Source organism: Rhizobium sp. P2_G2 (assembly GCF_056403555.1).
This window is the reverse complement of sequence record NZ_JBFUFF010000020.1, coordinates 77,103-96,880: the sequence shown is the minus strand read 5'-3', so window position 1 is coordinate 96,880 and position 19,778 is coordinate 77,103. Positions and strand designations below refer to the sequence as shown.

18 protein-coding genes are annotated in these 19,778 nt (G+C 60.7%); 12 read left to right on the top strand and 6 right to left on the bottom strand.

Translation table 11 applies throughout. From position 1 onward, the window contains the following. Positions 1-306 precede the first annotated feature (306 nt). The 6 genes from AC1D06_RS16905 to AC1D06_RS16880 all read left to right on the top strand — a co-directional run bounded on the left by AC1D06_RS16905 (position 307) and on the right by AC1D06_RS16880 (position 7,608). Positions 307-1,596 (top strand): arsenic transporter, encoded by a 1,290-nt coding sequence (locus AC1D06_RS16905; protein WP_477876783.1) that lies wholly within the window; start codon positions 307-309, stop codon positions 1,594-1,596. A gap of 255 nt (positions 1,597-1,851) precedes the next feature. Next, positions 1,852-2,775 (top strand): ArsR/SmtB family transcription factor, encoded by a 924-nt coding sequence (locus tag AC1D06_RS16900; protein ID WP_477876784.1) that lies wholly within the window; start codon positions 1,852-1,854, stop codon positions 2,773-2,775. A 105-nt stretch (positions 2,776-2,880) separates the two neighbouring features. Next, complete coding sequence (gene arfA / locus AC1D06_RS16895; RefSeq protein ID WP_477987110.1) at positions 2,881-4,389, top strand: arabinosylfuranosidase ArfA; 1,509 nt, start codon at positions 2,881-2,883, stop codon at positions 4,387-4,389. Positions 4,390-4,442: 53 nt separating this feature from the next. Next, positions 4,443-5,720 (top strand): extracellular solute-binding protein, encoded by a 1,278-nt coding sequence (locus tag AC1D06_RS16890; protein ID WP_477876786.1) that lies wholly within the window; start codon positions 4,443-4,445, stop codon positions 5,718-5,720. A gap of 164 nt (positions 5,721-5,884) precedes the next feature. Beyond that, positions 5,885-6,769: a carbohydrate ABC transporter permease gene (locus AC1D06_RS16885; RefSeq protein WP_477876787.1), complete on the top strand. Its 885-nt coding sequence runs from the start codon at positions 5,885-5,887 to the stop codon at positions 6,767-6,769. Beyond that, complete coding sequence (locus AC1D06_RS16880; protein ID WP_477876788.1) at positions 6,766-7,608, top strand: carbohydrate ABC transporter permease; 843 nt, start codon at positions 6,766-6,768, stop codon at positions 7,606-7,608. The genes AC1D06_RS16885 and AC1D06_RS16880 overlap by 4 nt, the downstream gene beginning before the upstream one ends. A gap of 45 nt (positions 7,609-7,653) precedes the next feature. Here the strand turns inward: AC1D06_RS16880 and AC1D06_RS16875 are convergent, their stop codons facing one another. Both AC1D06_RS16875 and AC1D06_RS16870 read right to left on the bottom strand, forming a co-directional pair. Next, on the bottom strand, positions 7,654-8,736 hold the full coding sequence (locus tag AC1D06_RS16875) for an ABC transporter ATP-binding protein (protein WP_477876789.1): 1,083 nt from the start codon (positions 8,734-8,736) through the stop codon (positions 7,654-7,656). A gap of 662 nt (positions 8,737-9,398) precedes the next feature. Further along, the gene (locus AC1D06_RS16870) at positions 9,399-9,773 is read right to left on the bottom strand and encodes a hypothetical protein (protein WP_477876790.1); all 375 of its coding nucleotides are present in this window, start codon (positions 9,771-9,773) and stop codon (positions 9,399-9,401) included. Positions 9,774-9,933: 160 nt separating this feature from the next. On the opposite strand from AC1D06_RS16870, the gene AC1D06_RS16865 reads away from it, so the two are divergent. From AC1D06_RS16865 to AC1D06_RS16855, 3 genes are all read left to right on the top strand, one after another. Next, positions 9,934-11,478, top strand: coding sequence for a helicase HerA-like C-terminal domain-containing protein (locus tag AC1D06_RS16865; protein WP_477987109.1), 1,545 nt, complete (start codon positions 9,934-9,936; stop codon positions 11,476-11,478). A gap of 41 nt (positions 11,479-11,519) precedes the next feature. Further along, positions 11,520-11,981, top strand: coding sequence for a methyltransferase family protein (locus tag AC1D06_RS16860; RefSeq protein WP_477987108.1), 462 nt, complete (start codon positions 11,520-11,522; stop codon positions 11,979-11,981). 315 nt (positions 11,982-12,296) lie between these two features. Then, complete coding sequence (locus AC1D06_RS16855) at positions 12,297-13,820, top strand: ABC-F family ATP-binding cassette domain-containing protein (RefSeq protein WP_477987107.1); 1,524 nt, start codon at positions 12,297-12,299, stop codon at positions 13,818-13,820. Between the two features lie 56 nt (positions 13,821-13,876). Here AC1D06_RS16855 and AC1D06_RS16850 read toward each other — a convergent pair whose 3' ends face one another. After that, on the bottom strand, positions 13,877-15,298 hold the full coding sequence (locus AC1D06_RS16850) for a calcium-binding protein (protein ID WP_477987106.1): 1,422 nt from the start codon (positions 15,296-15,298) through the stop codon (positions 13,877-13,879). Between the two features lie 244 nt (positions 15,299-15,542). On the opposite strand from AC1D06_RS16850, the gene AC1D06_RS16845 reads away from it, so the two are divergent. Beyond that, entirely contained in the window at positions 15,543-16,631 is a 1,089-nt protein-coding gene (locus AC1D06_RS16845) for a helix-turn-helix transcriptional regulator (protein ID WP_477987105.1), read from the top strand. Here the strand turns inward: AC1D06_RS16845 and AC1D06_RS16840 are convergent, their stop codons facing one another. Then, positions 16,632-17,417 (bottom strand): VOC family protein, encoded by a 786-nt coding sequence (locus tag AC1D06_RS16840; RefSeq protein ID WP_477987103.1) that lies wholly within the window; start codon positions 17,415-17,417, stop codon positions 16,632-16,634. A gap of 94 nt (positions 17,418-17,511) precedes the next feature. Between AC1D06_RS16840 and AC1D06_RS16835 the strand changes: the two genes are divergently transcribed. Then, complete coding sequence (locus AC1D06_RS16835) at positions 17,512-17,967, top strand: MarR family winged helix-turn-helix transcriptional regulator (protein ID WP_477987102.1); 456 nt, start codon at positions 17,512-17,514, stop codon at positions 17,965-17,967. On the opposite strand, the gene AC1D06_RS16830 is transcribed toward AC1D06_RS16835, so the two are convergent. Beyond that, positions 17,964-18,389 (bottom strand): organic hydroperoxide resistance protein, encoded by a 426-nt coding sequence (locus tag AC1D06_RS16830; RefSeq protein ID WP_477876797.1) that lies wholly within the window; start codon positions 18,387-18,389, stop codon positions 17,964-17,966. The two genes, AC1D06_RS16835 and AC1D06_RS16830, sit on opposite strands and share 4 nt — an antisense overlap. Positions 18,390-18,510: 121 nt before the next feature. Here AC1D06_RS16830 and AC1D06_RS16825 point away from each other — a divergent pair, with 121 nt between their 5' ends. After that, entirely contained in the window at positions 18,511-18,945 is a 435-nt protein-coding gene (locus tag AC1D06_RS16825; protein ID WP_477876798.1) for a MarR family winged helix-turn-helix transcriptional regulator, read from the top strand. Between the two features lie 9 nt (positions 18,946-18,954). Here AC1D06_RS16825 and AC1D06_RS16820 read toward each other — a convergent pair whose 3' ends face one another. After that, positions 18,955-19,650, bottom strand: a complete 696-nt coding sequence (locus AC1D06_RS16820) for a helix-turn-helix transcriptional regulator (protein ID WP_477987101.1) — start codon at positions 19,648-19,650, stop codon at positions 18,955-18,957. Positions 19,651-19,778 lie beyond the last annotated feature (128 nt).

Genomic DNA, 19,778 nt, shown 5'->3' with positions numbered 1-19,778 from the left:
TTACAACAGTCATTGCCAAAGTGTGCTTTGTATGTCCGTAGTCGGTGCGCTACATCGCTGCGATGATGGTTATTGGCGTCATAGCAAGGACCTCTGCGCATCTTAGCGGATGAGCGAGGGCATAGGAAACCGGTTGATCTCCCGCCAACAAATGGCGCGGCTTCGATGCCGCCGCGCGGCTCGCATGAAGGATCCCCTAAACGTCTCGCCGGGAGGGACGCGGCATTTTTCCGGATCGATAAGGACAGTGGCGTTTCTCTCATTGCGGACGGCGCCTGGCCGAACTAAACGGGCAGGGCGCAATTCATGGATCGGGCGATCTCGATGTTTTCCTCCACTTATGCCACGCCGGCGGTCATTGCCGTCGCGGCCGCAACTGCGTTGTGTCTGATCATGCGGCCTTTTCGTCTGCCCGAAGCCGTATGGGCGATGCTTGCGGCTGTCATTCTCGTATCCACCGGGCTCCTCGCGCCCTCCGAAGCGTTTGCAGGTGCGCGCAAGGGCCTTGATGTCTATTTGTTTCTCATCGGCATGATGCTGCTCTCGGAGCTCGCCCGCAAGGAAGGGCTGTTCGATTGGCTTGCTGCCGTCGCCACCGGTCACGCAAATGGCTCGCCCGGTCGCCTGTTCATCCTGATCTACGGCGTCGGCACGGTCGTCACCGTGTTCCTCTCCAACGACGCCACGGCGGTCGTGCTCACTCCGGCAGTCTACGCGGCCTGTCGCGCGGCCAAGGTGAAGGATCCTTTGCCTTATCTCTTCATCTGCGCCTTCATTGCAAATGCCGCGAGTTTTGTGCTGCCGATCTCCAATCCCGCCAATCTGGTGATCTTCAATGGCGGGCGGATGCCGCCGCTTTTGCAGTGGCTGCGGGTTTTTACGCTGCCTTCAATGGTCTCGATCGTGCTGACCTATATGCTGTTGCGATGGACGCAATCCCGGCAATTGAACGACGAAAAAATCGCCGCCAGCGTCCCCACGCCGCCACTGCCCCATGCCGCAAAAGTCGCAGGTGCAGGTCTGATCGCAACAGCCTTGGGGCTCGTCGGCGCCTCGGCTTTCGGTGCGGATCTCGGACTGCCGACCTTCATTGCCGGCGTCGCTACCCTCGTTCTGGTCTCCGTCTTGAACCGGGAGGCGCCGCTTGACGTGCTCAAAGGCGTTTCGTGGGCTGTCCTGCCATTGGTCGCCGGTCTGTTCATCATCGTCCAGGCTCTCGCCGGGACCGGGCTGATTGCAGAGCTCGGAAAGGCGCTGGCAACTCATGCTGCATCCGCCCCGTCTTATGCTGCAATGATCGTCGGCATGGCGACAGGTGTGGTCTCGAATGCGGTGAACAATCTTCCGGCCGGCCTGGTCGCCGGCAATGTCGCACAGGCGGCACACGCATCGATTACGATCTCCGGGGCTATTCTGGTCGGCATAGATCTCGGGCCAAACCTCTCCATAAGCGGCTCGCTGGCAACGATACTCTGGCTGACGGCGCTGCAGCGCGAAGGTGTCACCGTCAGCGGGCTACAATTCTTCAAGCTGGGATTGGTGGTCATGCTCCCAACGCTGGTCGCAACGCTCGTGGCCCTCATCGCGGTCAACTAGCGGAAGTTGTCACCGGTTTGCGGACGGCGGGCCAGCATCGGGCAGATCAACTCCGTCAGCCGTCTGGCCGTCGGTGATCCTGCGATACCCGATGATGTCTATTCACGGTGATGCTTCAGCACCGAACGTTTGAAATCGGCGGGATTGTCATATGATCGCCATAAAGGTTTCAGGGCAGGGGTGATTTGCGGCGATCGAGACTTTCAAAGTATCGGATATGCTGATATTCAGATTTTTTTCATCATCTGAATGACCATGACAGGCAAAGTACTCGTAATAGACCCTTCAGAGCGCCAGGATATCGTCAAGGGCTTGGCGAGCGATGTGCGCATCTCGATGCTCAAGCTGCTCCGCATCGGCGGACCGAAAAACGTCAACCAGATTGCCGAGGAATTGGCGCTGCCGCAGTCTACCGTCTCCTCCAACCTGCAGATTCTGGAGGATGTCGGTCTGATTACCACCGAAAGCGTCAAGGCGAAGAAAGGCAGCCAGAAAATCTGCCATTCCGCCTTCCACGAAATTCTTATCGCTTTTCATGATGATGTGGTCGGGCGACGAGACGATCTCATCGAAGTGTCGATGCCGCTCGGGCTCTATACCCAGTTCGAGGTGACGTCCCCCTGTGGCCTGTGCTCGCGGGATGGCGTCATCGGGTTACTGGATGTGCCCGATACATTTCTCGAGCCGGATCGCATGAAGGCCAGCCTTTTGTGGTTCACCCACGGCTTTATCGAATATCAGTTTCCCAACAACACAATGCTCAAGAAAACCAGGCCGAAAGCGCTCGAATTTTCGATGGAGTTGAGTTCCGAAGTTCCGGGCACGGCCGCTAACTGGCCCTCCGACATCTTCATCCAGATCAACGGGGTCGACGTCGGCACCTGGACGTCGCCTGGGGATTTCGGTGACAAGCGCGGTCTTTACACTCCCGGCTGGTGGAAGCTTGCCGGTTCTCAGTATGGCAAGCTCAAGAACTGGCGCGTCAACGGCGAAGGCAGCTTCATCGACGGCGTCAAGATCTCCAACGTCAAGCTCGATGATCTCGGCATCGACCGGCATCGCTCGGTCCGCATGCGCATCGGCGTCAATGAACATGCCGATCATCCCGGAGGCATCAACATCTTCGGGCGTGGCTTCGGCAATTACGATCAGGACATCGTGCTGCGCATTCAGATCTGAAAAAACGTCACCTGCTGCTTGACGTTTCAGCGGCGTTCGCTTTACTGTTCCCGGCAGCAGGATATTTACCTGAATTTCAGGTATGAATGTTTGATGGGGAGGAATATGAAGGCGAAGGTCACAGCGCATGCGCGCTATACGATTGCCGACATCGATAAACGGCTTTATGGCTCGTTCCTCGAACATCTTGGTCGCGCCGTCTACACGGGTATTTACGAGCCGGGTCACCCGACGGCGAATGCCGAGGGCATGCGCGGCGACGTTCTCGACCTCGTGCGTGAGCTTCAGACGCCGGTCTGCCGATATCCGGGTGGCAATTTCGTATCCGCCTACAATTGGGAAGATGGCATCGGCCCCAAGGAAGACAGACCGACTCGCCTCGATCTCGCCTGGCGTACGTCGGAATCCAATCACGTCGGCATCCATGAGTTTGCCAGCTGGGCCGAGGCCGCAGGCACGGAGATGATGCTGGCCGTCAACCTCGGCTCGCGCGGCCTCGATGCCGCACGCAGTTTCGTCGAATATGTCAACCATCCCGGCGGCTCCTACTGGTCGGATTTGCGGCGCAAGAACGGTCGTGCGGCACCCTGGGATGTACGGCTCTGGTGTCTTGGCAATGAAATGGACGGCCCTTGGCAGGTCGGGCACAAGAATGCCGCCGAATACGGCCATCTGGCAAATGAGACGGCAAAGGCGTTGCGCGCCTTCGACGACAAGCTTGAGCTCGTCGTCTGCGGCTCGTCGCATTCCGACATGCCGACCTATCCGCAGTGGGAAGCCACGGTTCTGGAGGAGACCTACGACCAGGTCGATTATATTTCGCTGCACATGTATTTCGAGAACTATGAGAAGAACGCTGCGGAATTCCTGGCGCTCCCGGAGAAGCTGGACCGTTATATCAACACGGTCGGCGGCGTTATCGATTACGTGAAGGCAAAGAAGCGGTCGCAGCGCGACGTCAAGATTTCCTTCGACGAGTGGAATGTCTGGTATCACGAAAGACGCAGTGACGCCCGGCGGATGAAGGAATGGAATTGGCCGCATGCACCGGTGCTGCTGGAAGACATCTACAATTTCGAAGACGTTCTCCAGGTCGGCTGCATCATCAACACCTTCATCCGGCGCTCCGACGTCGTCCGCATCGCTTGCATTGCCCAGCTTGTCAACGTGATTGCGCCAATCATGACCGCGCCCGATGGTGCTGCGTGGCGGCAGACGATCTATCATCCGTTCAAGTTTGCCTCGGTCTACGGACGCGGTACTGCGCTTCAGCTCGATGTCGATTGTGCCGGCTATACGTCCAATGTCGCCGCCAACGTGTCCTATCTGGACATTGCCGGCGTTCATGACGGGGATGCGGGAACGCTGACATTCTTTGCGGTCAACCGGCATGGTAGCGAAGCGATGACCATCGACCTGCCGCTCGAAGGTTTCGGCAATGCGCGATCGGTGACGCACACGCTGATCAAGCACGACGACCTTGAGGCCACCAACACCAGCGACAAACCGAACAATGTCGCGCCGCGCCAAACCGACGATGCGACATTGAGCGGCAACGCGGTGCACGTGACCGTTCCGCCCTATTCCTATTCGATGATCAGAGTTCAGCTATAGGTTTGCAATTGCCGGCGGCGGGAGGCCAATCGGCAGGTAGGAGGAGAGAAGCGATGCCTAGAATTTCGACTTTGGTGAGAACCGCTGTCATGGCCGCGGGGTTGTTTGCAACCGCGGCGCATGCGGAACAACAGACCGTCGTGTGGTGGGATTTCCTCGGCGGCGGCGACGGCGTGCGTATGAAGCAGTTGATCTCCGATTTCAACGACGCCCACAAGGACAAGATCAAGATCGACGCGACCACGCTGCAGTGGGGAACGCCGTTTTATTCGAAAGTGCAGACGTCCGTTGCCGTCGGCGAAGCGCCTGACATCATGACCTATCACGCAAGCCGCATTCCGCTTGCCGTCAAGCAGGGTCTGCTGCAGGAGATCACGGCTGATGACATGAAGGCGATGGGCCTGTCGCAAGCCGACTACGCGCCGGCAATCTGGAATGCGGTGACGATCGACGGCAAGCAATATGCAGTGCCGCTCGATACCCATCCGATCGTGCTCTATTACAACAAGGACATTCTCAAGAAAGCGGGTCTGCTGACGGACGACGGCAAGCCGAAAGGCATGGATTCCGGCGAGCATTTCAAGCAGACGCTGGAGGCGCTGAAGGCGGCGGGCGTGAAATTCCCGCTTGGTTCGGTGACCGCCGACGGCAATTTCATGTTCCGGACCATCTACTCGTTCATGGGACAGCAGGACGGGGAGTTGATGACCGATGGCAAGTTCCTGGTCGGGGACAACGCCAAGAAGCTCGAAAATGCGCTGACGGTGCTACAGGGCTGGACGAAGGAGGGGCTGCAGTCGACCTATACCGATTATCCGGCGACGGTCGCTCTTTTCACCTCCGGCAAGGCGGCGATGATGATCAACGGCGTCTGGGAAGTGCCGACCATGGTCGACCTTCATAAGAAGGGCAAGTTGTTCGAATGGGGCGCGGTGGAACTGCCGGTGATTTTCAATCACCCATCGACCTATGCGGACAGCCATACCTTCGCCATTCCCGCCAACAAGGGCAAGGACATGAGCCCCGAAAAGCGTGCGGCCGTGCTCGAGATCATGTCCTGGATAGACAAGCATTCCCTGTTCTGGGCGACAGCGGGCCACATCCCCGCCTATAAGCCGGTGACTGACAGCGCCGCCTACAAGGCGATGCAGCCCAATGCGACCTATTCGCCTTTGACCGCGCATATGATCTACGATCCGAAGTCACCGCTTGCCGGCGTTGCAGGACCGATCTTCGACGTCATGTCCACCTATTTCGTGCCGACGCTCAATGGCGAAATGGACCCGGCGCAGGCGGTGGAAAAGATCAAGGCCGGCCTCGACGATCTCTGAGCTTGCAGGCCGGGCCGTCCAACAGGGCGACCCGGCATCGGCGTCTGAAAGCGCGTCGCCTATTTGCGGATCGATGTGACGTGCTTTGACTGTTTGTTTTGCGCATGTCGCATCAGAAACCGGAGACCGCTTTCGGGCGATATGCTGTAGGTTCGGGAGAGAGCATGCTCAGAAACAAGCACGGCGAGGCTCTCGTTGCCTTCGCGCTGATTGCGCCCTTCGTGGCAATCTATGGCCTTGTTTTCGTATACCCAACCGTGAAGCTGTTCATGATCAGCTTCACGGACGCGCCGCTGATCGGCCCGGGCCAGTATGTCGGTTTGCAGAACTATACGCGTCTCCTGAACGATGGCCATTTCAACACGGCATTCTGGAACACTGCATATTTTGTTGCGCTCACGGTCCTTCCGGGCACGGCTGTCGCCTTCGCCATCGCACTGAGCGTCAGCCGTCTTGCAGGCCGGCTGCAGGCGCTTGTGCTGGCGCTGTTCTTCCTGCCCTACATACTGCCCGTTTCCGTGGTCTATCTCATTTGGGACTGGACGCTGAACTATCAGTTCGGCATTGCCATGTATGTCTTCGATCTCATTGGCATCGCCCGCGTGCCGATCTTCAAGACGACGGCCTGGTTCATGCCCGCGGTCGGCTTCGTGACCATCTGGTGGACTGCGGGCTTTTCCATCCTGTTGTTCCTTGCCGGGCTACGGGCAATTCCGGGCGAGATCTACGAGGCGGCGGCGCTGGACAATGCCGGCCGCTGGGCGACGTTTCGCAGCGTCACCTGGCCGCTGATGTGGCCGATCACGGCGCTGGTGATCACCATCCAGTTGATCCTGCAGCTGAAGATTTTCGACCAAGTATACCTGTTCTCCACCGGCGGGCGTCCGAACGACAATCTGGTACTCGTCTACTACGTCTTCCAGCGCGCCTTCCAATCCGACCAGGGCGGCAGGGCGGCAGCGGTGGCTGTCGTGCTTTTCGCCATCGTCATCATCGTCTCGGTGCTGAACTTCCAACTGACCCGGCTCTCGAAAGGAGGGTCCCGATGAATGTGAAGACTGCGAGGCGGCTCAATCTTGTCGGGCTGGCGATCACGCTGGGCACTGTCATCATCTCGATTCTCTGGGCTTTCCCGATCTATTGGGGCGTGATTTCGTCACTGAAGCCCGAAGAAGAGGTTATCCGGCCCTATATCGAGCTTTGGCCGGATACGTTCACCGTATCGCACTATTATTTTGCCTTGACGCAAACCGATATCGGCCGCTGGTATCTGAATTCTATCATCGTCGCGCTCAGCGTCACCTTCCTGACCGTCTCGACATCGCTGCTTTGCGGATATGCGATTTCGCAGCTGCACTTTCCCTTCCGTCGGCCGCTCTGGTGGCTGATCCTGGCGAGTTTCATGGTGCCGCTGTCGGCCCTGATCGTCAATCATTTCGAGCTGATCGCCGGCCTCGGCCTGGTCAACACCTGGGCCGGCATCATCCTGCCGCAGCTGATCAATCCGGTCATCGTGATCGTCTACAAGCAGTTCTTCGACGGCGTGCCGAAGGAATTTCGCGAAGCGGCTGTCATGGACAATGCCTCCGAATGGCGCATCCTGACGCGGGTCTACATCCCGATGAACTGGGGTGTCACCACGGCGCTGTCGATCGTGACTTTCATCTGGTCGTGGAACGCCTTCCTCTGGCCGTTCCTGGCGGTCACGCGCAATGAAATGATGACGATCACGGTGGGCATTACCCAGGTCAGCGACGCGTTCGGGGTCTACTATGCGCGGCAACTGGCGGCCGCCGTGCTCGCCGGGTTCCCGGTCGCACTTGCCTACCTGATCTTCCAGAGGCGGGTTACCGAAGCGATCACGCTATCGGCGGGGATCAAAGGCTGAGGCGAGGCGGCCGCCTGGCCGCCCGGATACCGCGTGCCGTCACCGTCAATGTGCGTGATAGGCCTTGCCCTGCTGGTCGAAGAGATGCATCGCGGCGATATCGAAGCCCAGCTGGACCACATCCGCGGTCTGGACAGCGGAATTTCCCTCGGCCTGCGCGATCAATTCCGTTCCGTCTTCGAGCGTGCAATAGATGAGCGTGCGCTCGCCAAGTCGCTCGACGACACCGACCCGTGCCGCGGCAGTGGCTGCAAAAGAGCGATCACCCTGCACGATGTGGACGGATTCAGGACGAATTCCCAATTCGTACGCGCCCGGCCCTGGAGGATCGAGATCGATGTCGAATTCGGCTCCGCCGGCGAGCCTCACGCGGCGGGGAGGCTCGCCTTGCACGTCGACGCGAATAAAATTCATCCCCGGGCTGCCGATGAAGCCGGCAACGAACCGGGAGGCGGGCCGAAGATAGACTTCCATCGGCGTGCCGATCTGCTCGATCTTGCAATTGTTGAGCACCACGATCCGGTCGGCCAGCGTCATCGCTTCGATCTGGTCGTGGGTGACGTAGATCATCGTCGATTTGATGCGGTTGTGCAGCTGGGCGAGTTCGACCCGCGTGCGGACGCGCAACGCCGCGTCCAGGTTCGATAGCGGTTCGTCGAACAGGAATGCCTTTGGTTCCTTGACGATGGCGCGCCCGATGGCAACGCGTTGACGCTGACCGCCGGACAATTGTCCCGGCCGCCGCTCCAGCAGCGCCTCCATTTCCAGCATCCGCGCTGCATCTCTGACGCGCGCCTCGATATCGACTGAGGCCATGCCGATATTGCGCAGCCCGAATGCCATGTTTTCGCGCACGGTCATATGCGGATAAAGCGCATAGTTCTGAAACACCATGGCGACGTTACGCTGGCCGGGCGCCAACTCTTCGCTGCGCCTGCCGTCGATGGTCAGGCTTCCCCTGTCGATTTTCTCCAGGCCTGCGATCATGCGCAGCAGGGTGGATTTGCCGGACCCTGAAGGGCCCAGAAATACCATCAGCTCCCCGGCTTCCACGACAAGCGATACGTCTTGGATAACGTTAACGCTGCCGTAGCTCTTCGATACGCTGTCCAGCCGTATTTCCGCCATCCGTTCCTCCGCGAACTAGCCACTTTGCCGATATATATCATAAGTCAAGATATAGTCGAGGCGCGTGCTGGAAATTCTCAAGCATGGTTCGGGGCCGCCGCACGGCATGACATGGCCGAGATCGGCTGGAACGGGTCATGCAACGCGCGCCAATACGCCCGACATCGATCCCTCCAACTTTGGTGACACCGTGTTCCGGGCGGCACTCGCTCTCGCGACGCAGTCTTCGGTCTTCGGCCTGCTGCGGATGCCGTTCGGGCTGGGCCTGATGGCCATCGGCGACAATGAGGCAGCGGCGGCAAGCGACAGCATCGCGCCGGTCCGGTCGAGGATCGCCGCGTTCGTCGCCTCGGCCGGTAATCTGCGGGTTGGCCGGCGCCATCTACTATATCGCGGCCCTCGGCGTCGATCCGGTGGGCGCCTTCGACGTCGACTGGCAGATACGCATCCTGTTCATCATCATTGTCGGCGGTGCCGGGCACACTGGAGGGCCTGCTGATCGGCACCGCGATCCATTTTGCGCTGCGGGAGCTGCTGCAGCACCCAGGGCGGCTGGACGGGATCAAACACCCTCCAAAGACTGCTCCAGATCAAGGCCGGTTAACCTCGATTTCCCTGCCGTGCGGGCGCGACCCGGATCAGATCGCGCCGTCAGCGCCGCCTCAGACGAACTGGCTGAGCCCCGGCACCGAGGCGACAACCTTGTCGACCAGCTCATCGCCGGCATATTTTCTCGCGACAGCCACTGTCTCGCGTGCCAGCGCGGTGATCTGGCCCATGCCAAGGCCGACGCTCATCAACTGCTGGCCGAGACCCATGATGCCGCCGCCGGCCAGGCCGGCGAGGAAGCCGCCCGAACCTTCGCCACCCCATTCGGAGATCAGGTCGCGGGCGCCGGGAATGGCGGCGATCATCTTGTGGACGGCGTCGTCATCGGCCTCGCGCTCCAAAAAGCCCAGCATCATGCCAATGGACTTCTGCGCCGTTAAGGTATCGAGCCCGGTTGCGGATGCGATTTCAGCGACGAGTATAGTCATGGCGTCCTCCGATTCCATTCTTTTTCATTCTTCCAATTATTGGCTGACATTGCAGATGCTTGCAAGGTTGTCCGACGATCGGTCGCACCTTATAACAAGCCCGGACGGATTCAACACGGCAATGCGGATCGTTCGCATCGCCGCGGCGTGGGAGAAAAGCATGCTCGAACAAGGCAAGATCTATCTGGGGACCAGCCGGAAACCGGATGATACGATCAATAAGTCGGAATATCTCGACCTCCGCTATGGCAACCGCCACGGTCTGGTGACCGGCGCCACCGGCACCGGCAAGACGGTGACGCTGCAGGTGCTCGCCGAGGGCTTTTCCAATGCCGGCGTGCCGGTATTCTGCGCCGATATCAAGGGAGACCTCTCCGGTATTGCCGCCATGGGCGAGGAGAAGGATTTTTTGATGAAGCGGGCCAAGGACATTGGCTTTGCGGACTATGATTTCCAGCAATTCCCGGTGATTTTCTGGGACATTTATGGCGAGAAGGGCCATCGCGTCCGCACCACGATCACCGAAATGGGGCCGCTCTTGCTGTCGCGGCTGATCAATGCCAGCGAGGCGCAGGAAGGCGTGATCGCCATTGCCTTCAAGATCGCCGATGAAGGCGGTCTGCCGCTGCTCGACCTGAAAGACCTGCAGGCGATGCTCAACTATATGGGCGACAATGCCCAGGAATTGTCGACCAAGTTCGGGTTCATTACCAAGGCCTCGGTCGGCTCGATCCAGCGGGCGCTGCTCATTCTCGAACAGCAGGGCGCGGCGAATTTCTTCTCCGAGCCGGCGCTGAAAATTTCCGACATCATGCGCACCACCAATGACGGGCGCGGCGCGATCTCGGTGCTGGCGGCCGAGAAGCTGATGATGAATCCCAGGCTCTACGCCACCTTCCTGCTCTGGCTGATGTCGGAACTGTTCGAGCAGCTGCCCGAGGTTGGCGACCCGGACAAGCCGAAGCTGGTGTTTTTCTTCGACGAGGCGCATCTGCTCTTCAACGATGCGCCGCCGGTCTTGATCCAGCGGGTCGAGCAGGTGGTGCGGCTGATCCGCTCCAAGGGTGTCGGCGTCTATTTTGTCACCCAGAACCCGATGGACGTGCCGCAGACGGTGCTCGCCCAGCTCGGCAACCGGGTGCAGCATGCGCTGCGCGCCTATACGCCGATCGAGCAGAAGGCGGTGAAGACGGCGGCCGACACGTTCAGGCCCAATCCGGATTTCGATTGCGCCACGGTGATCACCACGCTCGGCACCGGCGAGGCGCTGGTCTCGACCATCGAGGACAAGGGCGCGCCGTCTATCGTCCAGCGCACGCTGATCCGGCCGCCGTCGTCGCGCGTCGGACCAGTGACCGATGCCGAGCGCAAAGAGGTGATCTCGGTGAGCCCCGTCGGCACTGTCTACGACCAGGACATCGACCGCGAATCGGCCTTCGAAATCCTGACGAAAAAGGCCGAAGACGCCGCCCAGGCACAGGCCCCAGCGCCGGAACAGCCGAAGACGACAGGCACGATCGGCGGCTGGACGCTGCCCGGCTTCGGCACCAATGACAATGCCGCGCCGCAGCAGCAGCAGCAAAAACGTTCCGGCTACCAGCGCGAGACGATCGTGGAAGCGGCGATGAAGTCGGCGGCCCGGACATTGGCGACGGCGGTGACGGGCGCAATCGTGCGCGGCGTGCTGGGTAGCTTAAGACGGTAAAGGCGCGCTCCGGCGCGACCTGCAAGGAGGAGGACAGAGTCGTGAATAGTCTCGATCATCGCATTCCACCGCCGCTCGTCGCGCTGATTCTTGCGGTGCTGATGTGGCTCGCGGCGCGATGGCTGCCCGCCACGCCCCTGATAAGCGGCGTGACCTATGCCATTGCGGCAGTGTTCCTGATTGCGGGCATTTTCTTCTCGGCGTCGGGCGTCACGTCCTTCCGCCGTGCCAAGACGACGCTCAATCCGGTCAAGATCGAAGAAGCGTCGAGCCTTGTGACCAGCGGGATTTACGGCATTACCCGCAACCCGATGTATGTGGGGGTGACGCTGGTGCTCTGCGCTTGGGCCTTTTTCCTTGGCTGCCTGTGGACATTGATCGGTCCTGCCGTCTTCGTCGCCTATACGACCCGCTTCCAGATCGCTCCCGAAGAGCACATGCTGGCGGTGAAGTTTGGCGAGACCTATCGCAGTTACTGCCGCCGTGTGCGGCGCTGGCTGTAGGTTCCATGGTGCGCAGCGTGCATGGCAAGGTTTGAGCCGTGGTTGCCGGCTTTGCCAACTGATGCTAACGTCATGCCAGTTCAAGAAAGGAGGGCTGCATCGTGATCGACCGTTTCGACCGCCATCGTCAGTGTGGCCCCAATCCGGCCCTGCAGATGCGTTTGCAGGGCTGACCAGGGACTGTCCCCTTCTCCGGTCTGCCTTTGCGGAACCGCGGTGCGTGCCATTTGGCCCCAGCCGCTCCCGTATTTTCCGAGCATTGACGGCTTGCATTCGCCCGTAGGCGAGGCCGCTCGGTAGACCGAGACCATCATCATGACCCTGATCAATATCCGCAATCTTAGCGTAACGCTCGCCGCGCCGCTGTTTTCCAACCTCAATCTTGCCGTCAATGCCGGTGACCGGATTGGTGTGGTTGCCGCCAATGGCCGTGGTAAGTCCACGCTGCTCAGGCTCATCGCCGGCATGGCAGAGCCGACGACCGGCGATGTGGTCCGCGCACGCGGCCTGACGATTGGCTTCGTCGAACAGAACGTGCCGCAGGGATCGCTTGGACAGGCATTCGATGCCTTTGTGCGCTCCGCATTGTCACATGACCAGGCGACCAGCGAGGGCTGGCGGGTCGATATCGCGCTCGATGCACTCGGCGTCGATGAAGAGTTGAGGGCAAAGCCGCTCGGCGCCCTCAGCGGCGGCTGGCAGCGGCTTGCCATGCTGGCCCGTATTGCCGTGACCGAACCCGATCTGCTGCTGCTCGACGAGCCGACCAACCATCTCGACCTTGCCAAGATCGGCCAGCTGGAAGCCTGGTTCGCCATGCTGCCGCGCGACATGCCTGCTATCATCGCCAGCCATGACCGCGCCTTTCTCGATGCGGTCACCAATCGGACGCTTTTCTTGCGAACAGAGCAGTCGCCGGTGTTTTCCTTGCCGTATACGCGGGCGAGGGCGGCGCTCGACGAAGCGGATCAGTCCGATGCGCGACGTTATGAGCGCGACATGAAAACGGCAGACCAGCTTCGACGGCAGGCGGCCAAGCTCAACAATATCGGCATCAATTCCGGCAGCGACCTGCTGGTGGTCAAGACCAAGCAGTTGAAGGCACGCGCGGAAAAGCTGGAAGACGCCGTCAGGCCAGCACACAAGGAGCGTTCGGCCGGCGCAATCCGGCTTGCCGATAGGGGCTTGCACGCCAAGGTGCTGGTGACGCTCGACAATGCGGCGGTCACGACGCCGGACGGCAGGCTGTTGTTCGAGACCGGCAAGCGCTTCATCTGCCAGGGTGACCGGATCGTGCTGCTAGCGCCGAACGGGGCAGGAAAGACGCGGCTCGTCGCCATGCTGCGCGCGGCCATCGAGGTTCCGGAGATCGACAGCGCTGGCATCCGGGCGACGCCGTCGCTGGTGCTCGGTTATGGTGACCAGGGGCTCGCCGATCTTGCCGACGACGAGACGCCGTTCGCCATTCTGAGCCGGCGTTTCGAACTTGGCGAGCAGCGGGCGCGCAGTCTGCTTGCCGGCGCCGGCATCAGCGTCGACATGCAGGCGAAAGCGGTGGGGAAACTGTCGGGCGGGCAGAAAGCGCGTCTCGGTCTTCTGGTTCTGAGGCTGGCCGAGCCGAACTTCTATCTGCTCGACGAGCCGACCAACCATCTCGACATCGACGGTCAGTCGGCGCTTGAAAGCGAATTGCTTGAACGGCAGACCAGTTGCCTGATCGTGTCGCACGACCGCAGCTTCATCCGCAATGTCGGCAACCGTTTCTGGCAGATCGACCGTCGCAGGATCGTCGAGGTCGATGATCCCGAGGCTTTCTTTACGTCGTTTGGTGCGGCGTGAAGGCTGCAACAGTTGCTGCGAGGGGCGGAGGTCGTTTGCTCCTCTGCCCACTCGTTTCAAAGCATGAAATCGCCCTTCACCAGATCGAGGTTGCCGACCAGCTTGATCTCCATGTCGGCGGTCTTGTCGCCATTGTCGTCCACCAGCACGAACGTATTGCCGCCGTCGTGTTCGAAGCGCACTTCGCTCGACTTGCCGTCGAAAGCTTTGCCGCCGATGAAGTCATAAGCGCCGCCGAAATTCTGACTGGCGAACATCGGCGACAGGTCGATCTTGTCGTGCTGGGAATGCTTGAAATCCTTGATCGTGTCCTGGCCGCTGGCATCGACCGTCGAATTGTCGAGGCCCTGGTACTGGAAATGGTCGGCGCCGGCGCCGCCGGTCAGCGTGTCGGCGCCGAGGAAGCCAAAGAGCACGTCGTCGCCGCCGCGGCCGTTGAGATCGTCCTTGCCGATCGAGCCTTCCGCGGTTTCGCCGTTCTCCGAACCCGCGAATTCGAACGTGTCCTGCTGGTAGGCGCTGACCTGGTAGATCTCAAAATTCTTGAACGTGCCGCCGTGGAAGCTGCCGGTGTTGAGCGACGAATTTTCCAGGTCGAGGCGATTGTGGAACTCCAGCGTATCGCCCGAGCCGGTCATCGGCGCGCCTTGGGCATTGTCGGTCAGCTCCGTGTAGAGCGTGTCGCTGCCGGCGCCGCCATCTGCGTGGATGGCACGCGGGTCCAGCGAATGGGTGGCCCAAATTCTGATAAAGTCGTTGCCACCCCGGCCCATCAGCGTGTCGGCACCGTGGCTGCCGATCAGGGCATTGTCATGATTGTCGCCCTTGAGGATGCAGGAGGTGATCGCAAAACAGTCGACACCCTCGACATTCTTCATCGTCAGCGTGCCGCCCCAAGGATTGGTGCCCGTTCCCTTGGCGAGGTCGATCTTGGCGACGCCGCCGATCGTCGAAGGAGCGTCGGTGATCGAGTCGAAGTCGATCAGGTCGATGCCGGCGCCACCATCGATAACGGCATTCTGATGGTGCCAGACATAAATGGTGTCGTTGCCGGCGCCCGCGTCCACCGTCCCCTTGCCGCCGCCGCCGACTTCGAGATTGTTGTCATCTTTGTCGCCGGTGCTGATCACTGTGCCGGTCAAGTTGTCGGCGAGCAGGAAATAGACCTGGTCGAGATTGTTGTTGATGGCGATCGTCTGGCCGCTGTAGTCGATATGCAGGCCTGTGACGTCGACGGCATGCTTGCCGTTGGTGATCAACTCTACCGAAGTGATGGTGCCGCCGGTGGCGACCCCGTTCTTGACCGCCAGATGATCGACGTCGACGACGACCTGGTTCTTGTGATTGTTCGGGTCGGAATAGGTGATGACGCCGTGCTTTTTGTCGATCTGGACGGCGGGCACCAGGGCCATGAAGCCGAATGTCTGGAACAGCGCCTGCTCGCTGAGCAGGCCTTCGTAGGTAAATTTCACGGTCATGTTCTGTCACTCCACGGGGTCTGGCAAGGTGGCTCACGGGTGAAGATAGAAGTTTTCTTACAAGCCGCCCCCCCTGATCAGGGTAGATCGCATGGCAAAGCCGTGAATATCTTGCCAAGTGCAATCGTTTTAGACATAGTTAAGCAAATGCTACATGTCCGCGTGAGGCGGGGATACTGTAGTGGCGCCAGCAAATCCGCGCCGATGCCAGATTACCTTAAATGTCGCGTGTTCGGGTTGAGGCATGATTGACCAGGATCGCATACGCACTGCAACGGAGGCCATTGTCGCGGCGGCACTGCTCGGCGAGGACTGGTCCGCGCCACTCGCCGGCCTGGCCATGGCCGCAGGCGCACGCGATGCCGTGCTGATGCGCAACACCGAAAGCCGCATGGTGACGGCGGTGGTGACGGAGCAGGCGGCCGAAGGCGTGGCGGCATTTGCCGCCGGCAAGGCGCCGCCCAATTCGCGCTATGCGCGGGTCCGCATCGGGCCGCAGCATGGCTTTCGCGTCGACTATGACGATTACAGCGAAGATGAACTGCGGCGCGATCCGTTCTACCAGGAGTTCCTGCAGCCGGCCGGCGTCTTCTGGCATGCCAACGCCGTCTTGCATGAGAGCCGCGGCGAGCATGTCGAGCTGAGCTTCAAGCGCCGCAAGGCCGCGGGACCCTATAGCCGCGGCGATGCCGAGGCGCTCGACATCATCCTTCCAGATCTTCGCGCCGCAAGCCGCATCACCCGGCAGATGCTCGATGCCGAAGCGCGAGGCGTCGTGCGCATGCTGAAGAACCGGGGGCTCGCGACCTTCGAGATCGATCGCTGGGGCAGGGTGATTGCGGTGCACGAGCGCGGCGTCGAAGGGCTGCCGGTCGATGTCGTCCACCAGCGGCTGACAGCTGTCGATCGATCGTCCCAGGCTGGGCTCGACCGGGCGATTGCCGCAGCATTGCGGCCGGATTCCGGCCGAAGCGCGCTTGCAGCCCTCAGCGGCGCCGACAGCCGCCGCTATATCCTGCAGGTGCATCCCCTTCCGGATCGCGCCCGCGACCTGTTCCTGGCGGCGTCGGCTGTGGCGGTACTGATCGAGAGGGATAAGCCGGCGGGTTATTCGCTCGCCTCGGCACACAATATTGCGCCGGTCTTCGGTCTCACCGAGCGGGAGGCTGAGGTCGCTTGCCTGCGCGCCGAGGGCCTGGAATTTGCGGCCATTGCTGTTCTGCTGAAAATAAGCCCGGACACCGCCCGGACTTATCTGAAATATGTCTATGACAAGATCGGCATCAGCCGCCAGGCGGAGCTTGTGGCGCTGATCACCCGACTCCTGGATTAGTTATCCGCGTGGGCCGGTGACGGCGAAATAAGCGCCCTGCGGATCGGTGCATTGTGCGATGAAGCCGCCGCCGGGCACTTCCGTGGGGCCGTTCAAGAGCATGCCGCCGCCGGCCTTGACCTTGTCGATGGCGGTGTCGATCCCCGCGACCATGAAATAAAAGCCCCAGCACGGCATCGGTATATTCGGCGTCTTGGTCATCATGCCGCCGGCCATCTTGCCGTTATGGTCGAAAACGAGATAGGTCCCCATCTCCCCCATGTCCATTTCCTGGTTCTTGGTCCAGCCGAACAGTTTGGAATAGAAGTCGAAGGCGGATTTCCATTCGCCGGCATAGAGTTCGTTCCAGCCGACGAGACCGGGCGTCATCGGGTCGAGTTCCGGTGGCATGGTTTCCGGCGGGATCGGCTTGAAGATGCAGATCACTGCGCCCTGCGGATCGGCAATCACCGCGAAGCGGCCGACAGTTGGAATATCGTCCGGCGGACGGCGGATCGAGCCGCCCAGTTCCGTGACCTTTTTGGCTGCGGCATCGACGTCGTCGACATAGACATAGCCGGTCCAGTTCGACGGCACGCCCATCGACTTCAGTTCGTCAGGAAGCGGCATCATGCCGCCGACGCCGCGCTCGGTACCGGCGACGTTGAAGATGGTGTAGGTCATGCCTTCACCCATCGACATCGGCCTGGTCGTCCAGCCGACAACGGAGCCGTAGAATGTCTCGGCTGCCGCAGTATCGGTGGTCATCAGTTCGTGCCAGACGAACTTGCCGTGCAAGTCGCTCATGATCATCTCCTCCGTTGGGTAGAATATCTGGCGTCCGCACCGCTATCCTCATGTGGTGCTTGACTATTTCCGTTGATATCAACATATTCTGGGCATGTCAAACCAACTGCTGATTCCTTTTTCCACGACAATCCTCATCCGGGACTGCTGTCTCTGTCTGCATGCGCAACGGGCGGCGCGCACCCTGGCCCGGCATTTCGACCGGGTGCTGAAGCCGTTCGGCATGACCAACGGCCAGTTTTCGCTGATGATGTCGCTGAACCGGCCTGAACCGGCGCCATTGGCTTCGGTCGCCACATTGCTCGGCATGGACCGTACCACGCTCACGGCTGCAATCAAAGTGCTGGAGGGCAGGGGCTGGATCAAAGTCGCCAAGGGGGCGCAGGATCGGCGGGAGAAATATCTGACGCTGACCGATCAGGGGCTGTCGGTGCTTGCGCCGGCCGTTGACGTCTGGCGCGAGACCCATGGAGAGATAGAACGAAAAATGCCGCAGGGCGAGGGGGATCGCCTGCGGCATGGATTGAATCTGCTCGCGGCCCTCGATTAGGCGGCGACCGTCACCGGCACTTCGGTGGAGGTGCGCATGGCGTGGCTGTACGGGCAGACGATGTGGGCCTTGGCGGCGAGGTCTTCCGCCACGGCGTGGTCGACGCCGGGAATATTGACGGTCAGCGCCACTTCGATGCCGAAGCCGCCGCCATCCTCGCGCGGGCCGAGGCCGACCGTTGCGGTGACCGTGGTTTCCGCCGGGATCTTCACCTTGGCCTGACCGGCGACGAATTTCAACGCACCGAGGAAGCAGGCCGAGTAGCCGGCAGCGAAGAGCTGTTCTGGATTGGTGCCGGCTGCGCCGTCGCCGCCGAGCTCCTTCGGCGAGGTCAGCGTCACCTGCAGATTGCCGTCTTCCGACTTCGAGGAGCCGACGCGGCCGCCGGTGGATGTTGCGCGGGTGGTGTAGAGGATGGGCATGGGAGGTCTCTCCGTTTGAAATTGACAAAAGCGATATAGCGCCATTTTATATTGTGCACAATATAATTTTGCAAAATATTTTCGTTCGGCTATATTGGGCAGAAAGGAGAATGCCGAACCGATGAACGACGCCATGCTGAAGCTCGACAACCAGCTTTGTTTCGCGGTCTATGCCGCCTCGCATGCCTTCACCAAGGTCTACAAGCGGCTGCTCGCCGATCTGGGCCTGACCTATCCGCAATATCTGGTGATGCTGTTCCTCTGGGAAAAGAAGGTGGCGCTGGTCACCGAGATCGCCGCGGCGCTCGGCCTCGATACGGGGACGCTGTCACCGCTGTTGAAGCGGCTGGAAAAGACCGGCTTCATTCGCCGCGAGCGCAGCCGCGAGGACGAGCGGCAGGTCGCCATCCATCTGACGCCCGAGGGTCTGGCAGCGCACAAGCTCGGTCTCCAGGTCGGCGAGGGGATCGCCAAGGCGACCGGCTGCGACCTCGAGACTTTTGGCCAATTGTTGAGCGGCGTGAAGGCGTTGCGGCACAATCTGGAAGCCGCCTGAGAAGGGTCTTCAGGCGGCAGGCTGGTTGATCTGCCAGCCGGCGATCCAATCGGTCCGCAGCCGATCGCCTTCGCCGGTGAAGAAGGCCTCGACCGTGCGGCTTGTCGTGATGCGGTCGGAGCGGAAGTTTCTCAGCGCCGTGCGCAATTCGCACCAGCCGACCAGATTGGTATAGGCGGAATAGTAGATCAGCGCGATCGGCCTGACCACGCGATTGGTGTCTCGGCCCTGCTCGTCGCGATAGCCGATCTCCAGCTTCTGCTCGTCGCGGATCGCCTGGCGGATCATGCTGAGATCCACGCCTGGCGGTTCCGGCGCCACCGTGCCCCAGGCATAGAGCGCATTGCCCATCACCACTTGCCTGAGCGGTGGCGGCACGGCGGCGGCGATCTTGCCGGTGACGCGTTCGGCAGCATCTTTCAGTTGACGGTCGCCGGTGCGCTGCAGCAGTGCCAGTGCAAGAACGATCGCCTCGGTCTCCTCGATGGAAAACATCAGCGGTGGCAGGTCGAAGCCGGCGCGCAGGATATAGCCGATGCCGCGGCCGCCCTCGATCGGCACGCGCATCGCCTGAAGCGCGGCAATGTCGCGATAGATCGAACGGACCGTGACCTCCAGCCGGTCTGCGATCGACTGGGCCGTCACCGGCCTGCCGGCGAGTTTCAGGATCTGGATGATCTCGAACAGCCGCGATGCCTTGCGCATGCCAATCTCCACCAAAAAAGCTCGGTCGCAGGGAACACTCCTGACACAACGCTGTCAATTGGCTTGCGCTACCTCATCCGTACAAACACCTGAAATGATGGAATTTCTGGAAACTATCCCGGATGATC

Coding starts and splice junctions, on each gene's coding strand:
- AC1D06_RS16875 (WP_477876789.1), bottom strand. CDS start 8,736: ATGGCGGAAATACGGCTGGACAGCGTATCGAAGAGCTACGGCAGCGTT.
- arfA (WP_477987110.1), top strand. CDS start 2,881: ATGAAGGCGAAGGTCACAGCGCATGCGCGCTATACGATTGCCGACATC.
- AC1D06_RS16885 (WP_477876787.1), top strand. CDS start 5,885: ATGCTCAGAAACAAGCACGGCGAGGCTCTCGTTGCCTTCGCGCTGATT.
- AC1D06_RS16825 (WP_477876798.1), top strand. CDS start 18,511: ATGAACGACGCCATGCTGAAGCTCGACAACCAGCTTTGTTTCGCGGTC.
- AC1D06_RS16845 (WP_477987105.1), top strand. CDS start 15,543: ATGATTGACCAGGATCGCATACGCACTGCAACGGAGGCCATTGTCGCG.
- AC1D06_RS16865 (WP_477987109.1), top strand. CDS start 9,934: ATGCTCGAACAAGGCAAGATCTATCTGGGGACCAGCCGGAAACCGGAT.
- AC1D06_RS16900 (WP_477876784.1), top strand. CDS start 1,852: ATGACAGGCAAAGTACTCGTAATAGACCCTTCAGAGCGCCAGGATATC.
- AC1D06_RS16830 (WP_477876797.1), bottom strand. CDS start 18,389: ATGCCCATCCTCTACACCACCCGCGCAACATCCACCGGCGGCCGCGTC.
- AC1D06_RS16870 (WP_477876790.1), bottom strand. CDS start 9,773: ATGACTATACTCGTCGCTGAAATCGCATCCGCAACCGGGCTCGATACC.
- AC1D06_RS16820 (WP_477987101.1), bottom strand. CDS start 19,650: ATGCGCAAGGCATCGCGGCTGTTCGAGATCATCCAGATCCTGAAACTC.
- AC1D06_RS16890 (WP_477876786.1), top strand. CDS start 4,443: ATGCCTAGAATTTCGACTTTGGTGAGAACCGCTGTCATGGCCGCGGGG.
- AC1D06_RS16905 (WP_477876783.1), top strand. CDS start 307: ATGGATCGGGCGATCTCGATGTTTTCCTCCACTTATGCCACGCCGGCG.
- AC1D06_RS16880 (WP_477876788.1), top strand. CDS start 6,766: ATGAATGTGAAGACTGCGAGGCGGCTCAATCTTGTCGGGCTGGCGATC.
- AC1D06_RS16850 (WP_477987106.1), bottom strand. CDS start 15,298: ATGACCGTGAAATTTACCTACGAAGGCCTGCTCAGCGAGCAGGCGCTG.
- AC1D06_RS16840 (WP_477987103.1), bottom strand. CDS start 17,417: ATGAGCGACTTGCACGGCAAGTTCGTCTGGCACGAACTGATGACCACC.
- AC1D06_RS16855 (WP_477987107.1), top strand. CDS start 12,297: ATGACCCTGATCAATATCCGCAATCTTAGCGTAACGCTCGCCGCGCCG.
- AC1D06_RS16835 (WP_477987102.1), top strand. CDS start 17,512: ATGTCAAACCAACTGCTGATTCCTTTTTCCACGACAATCCTCATCCGG.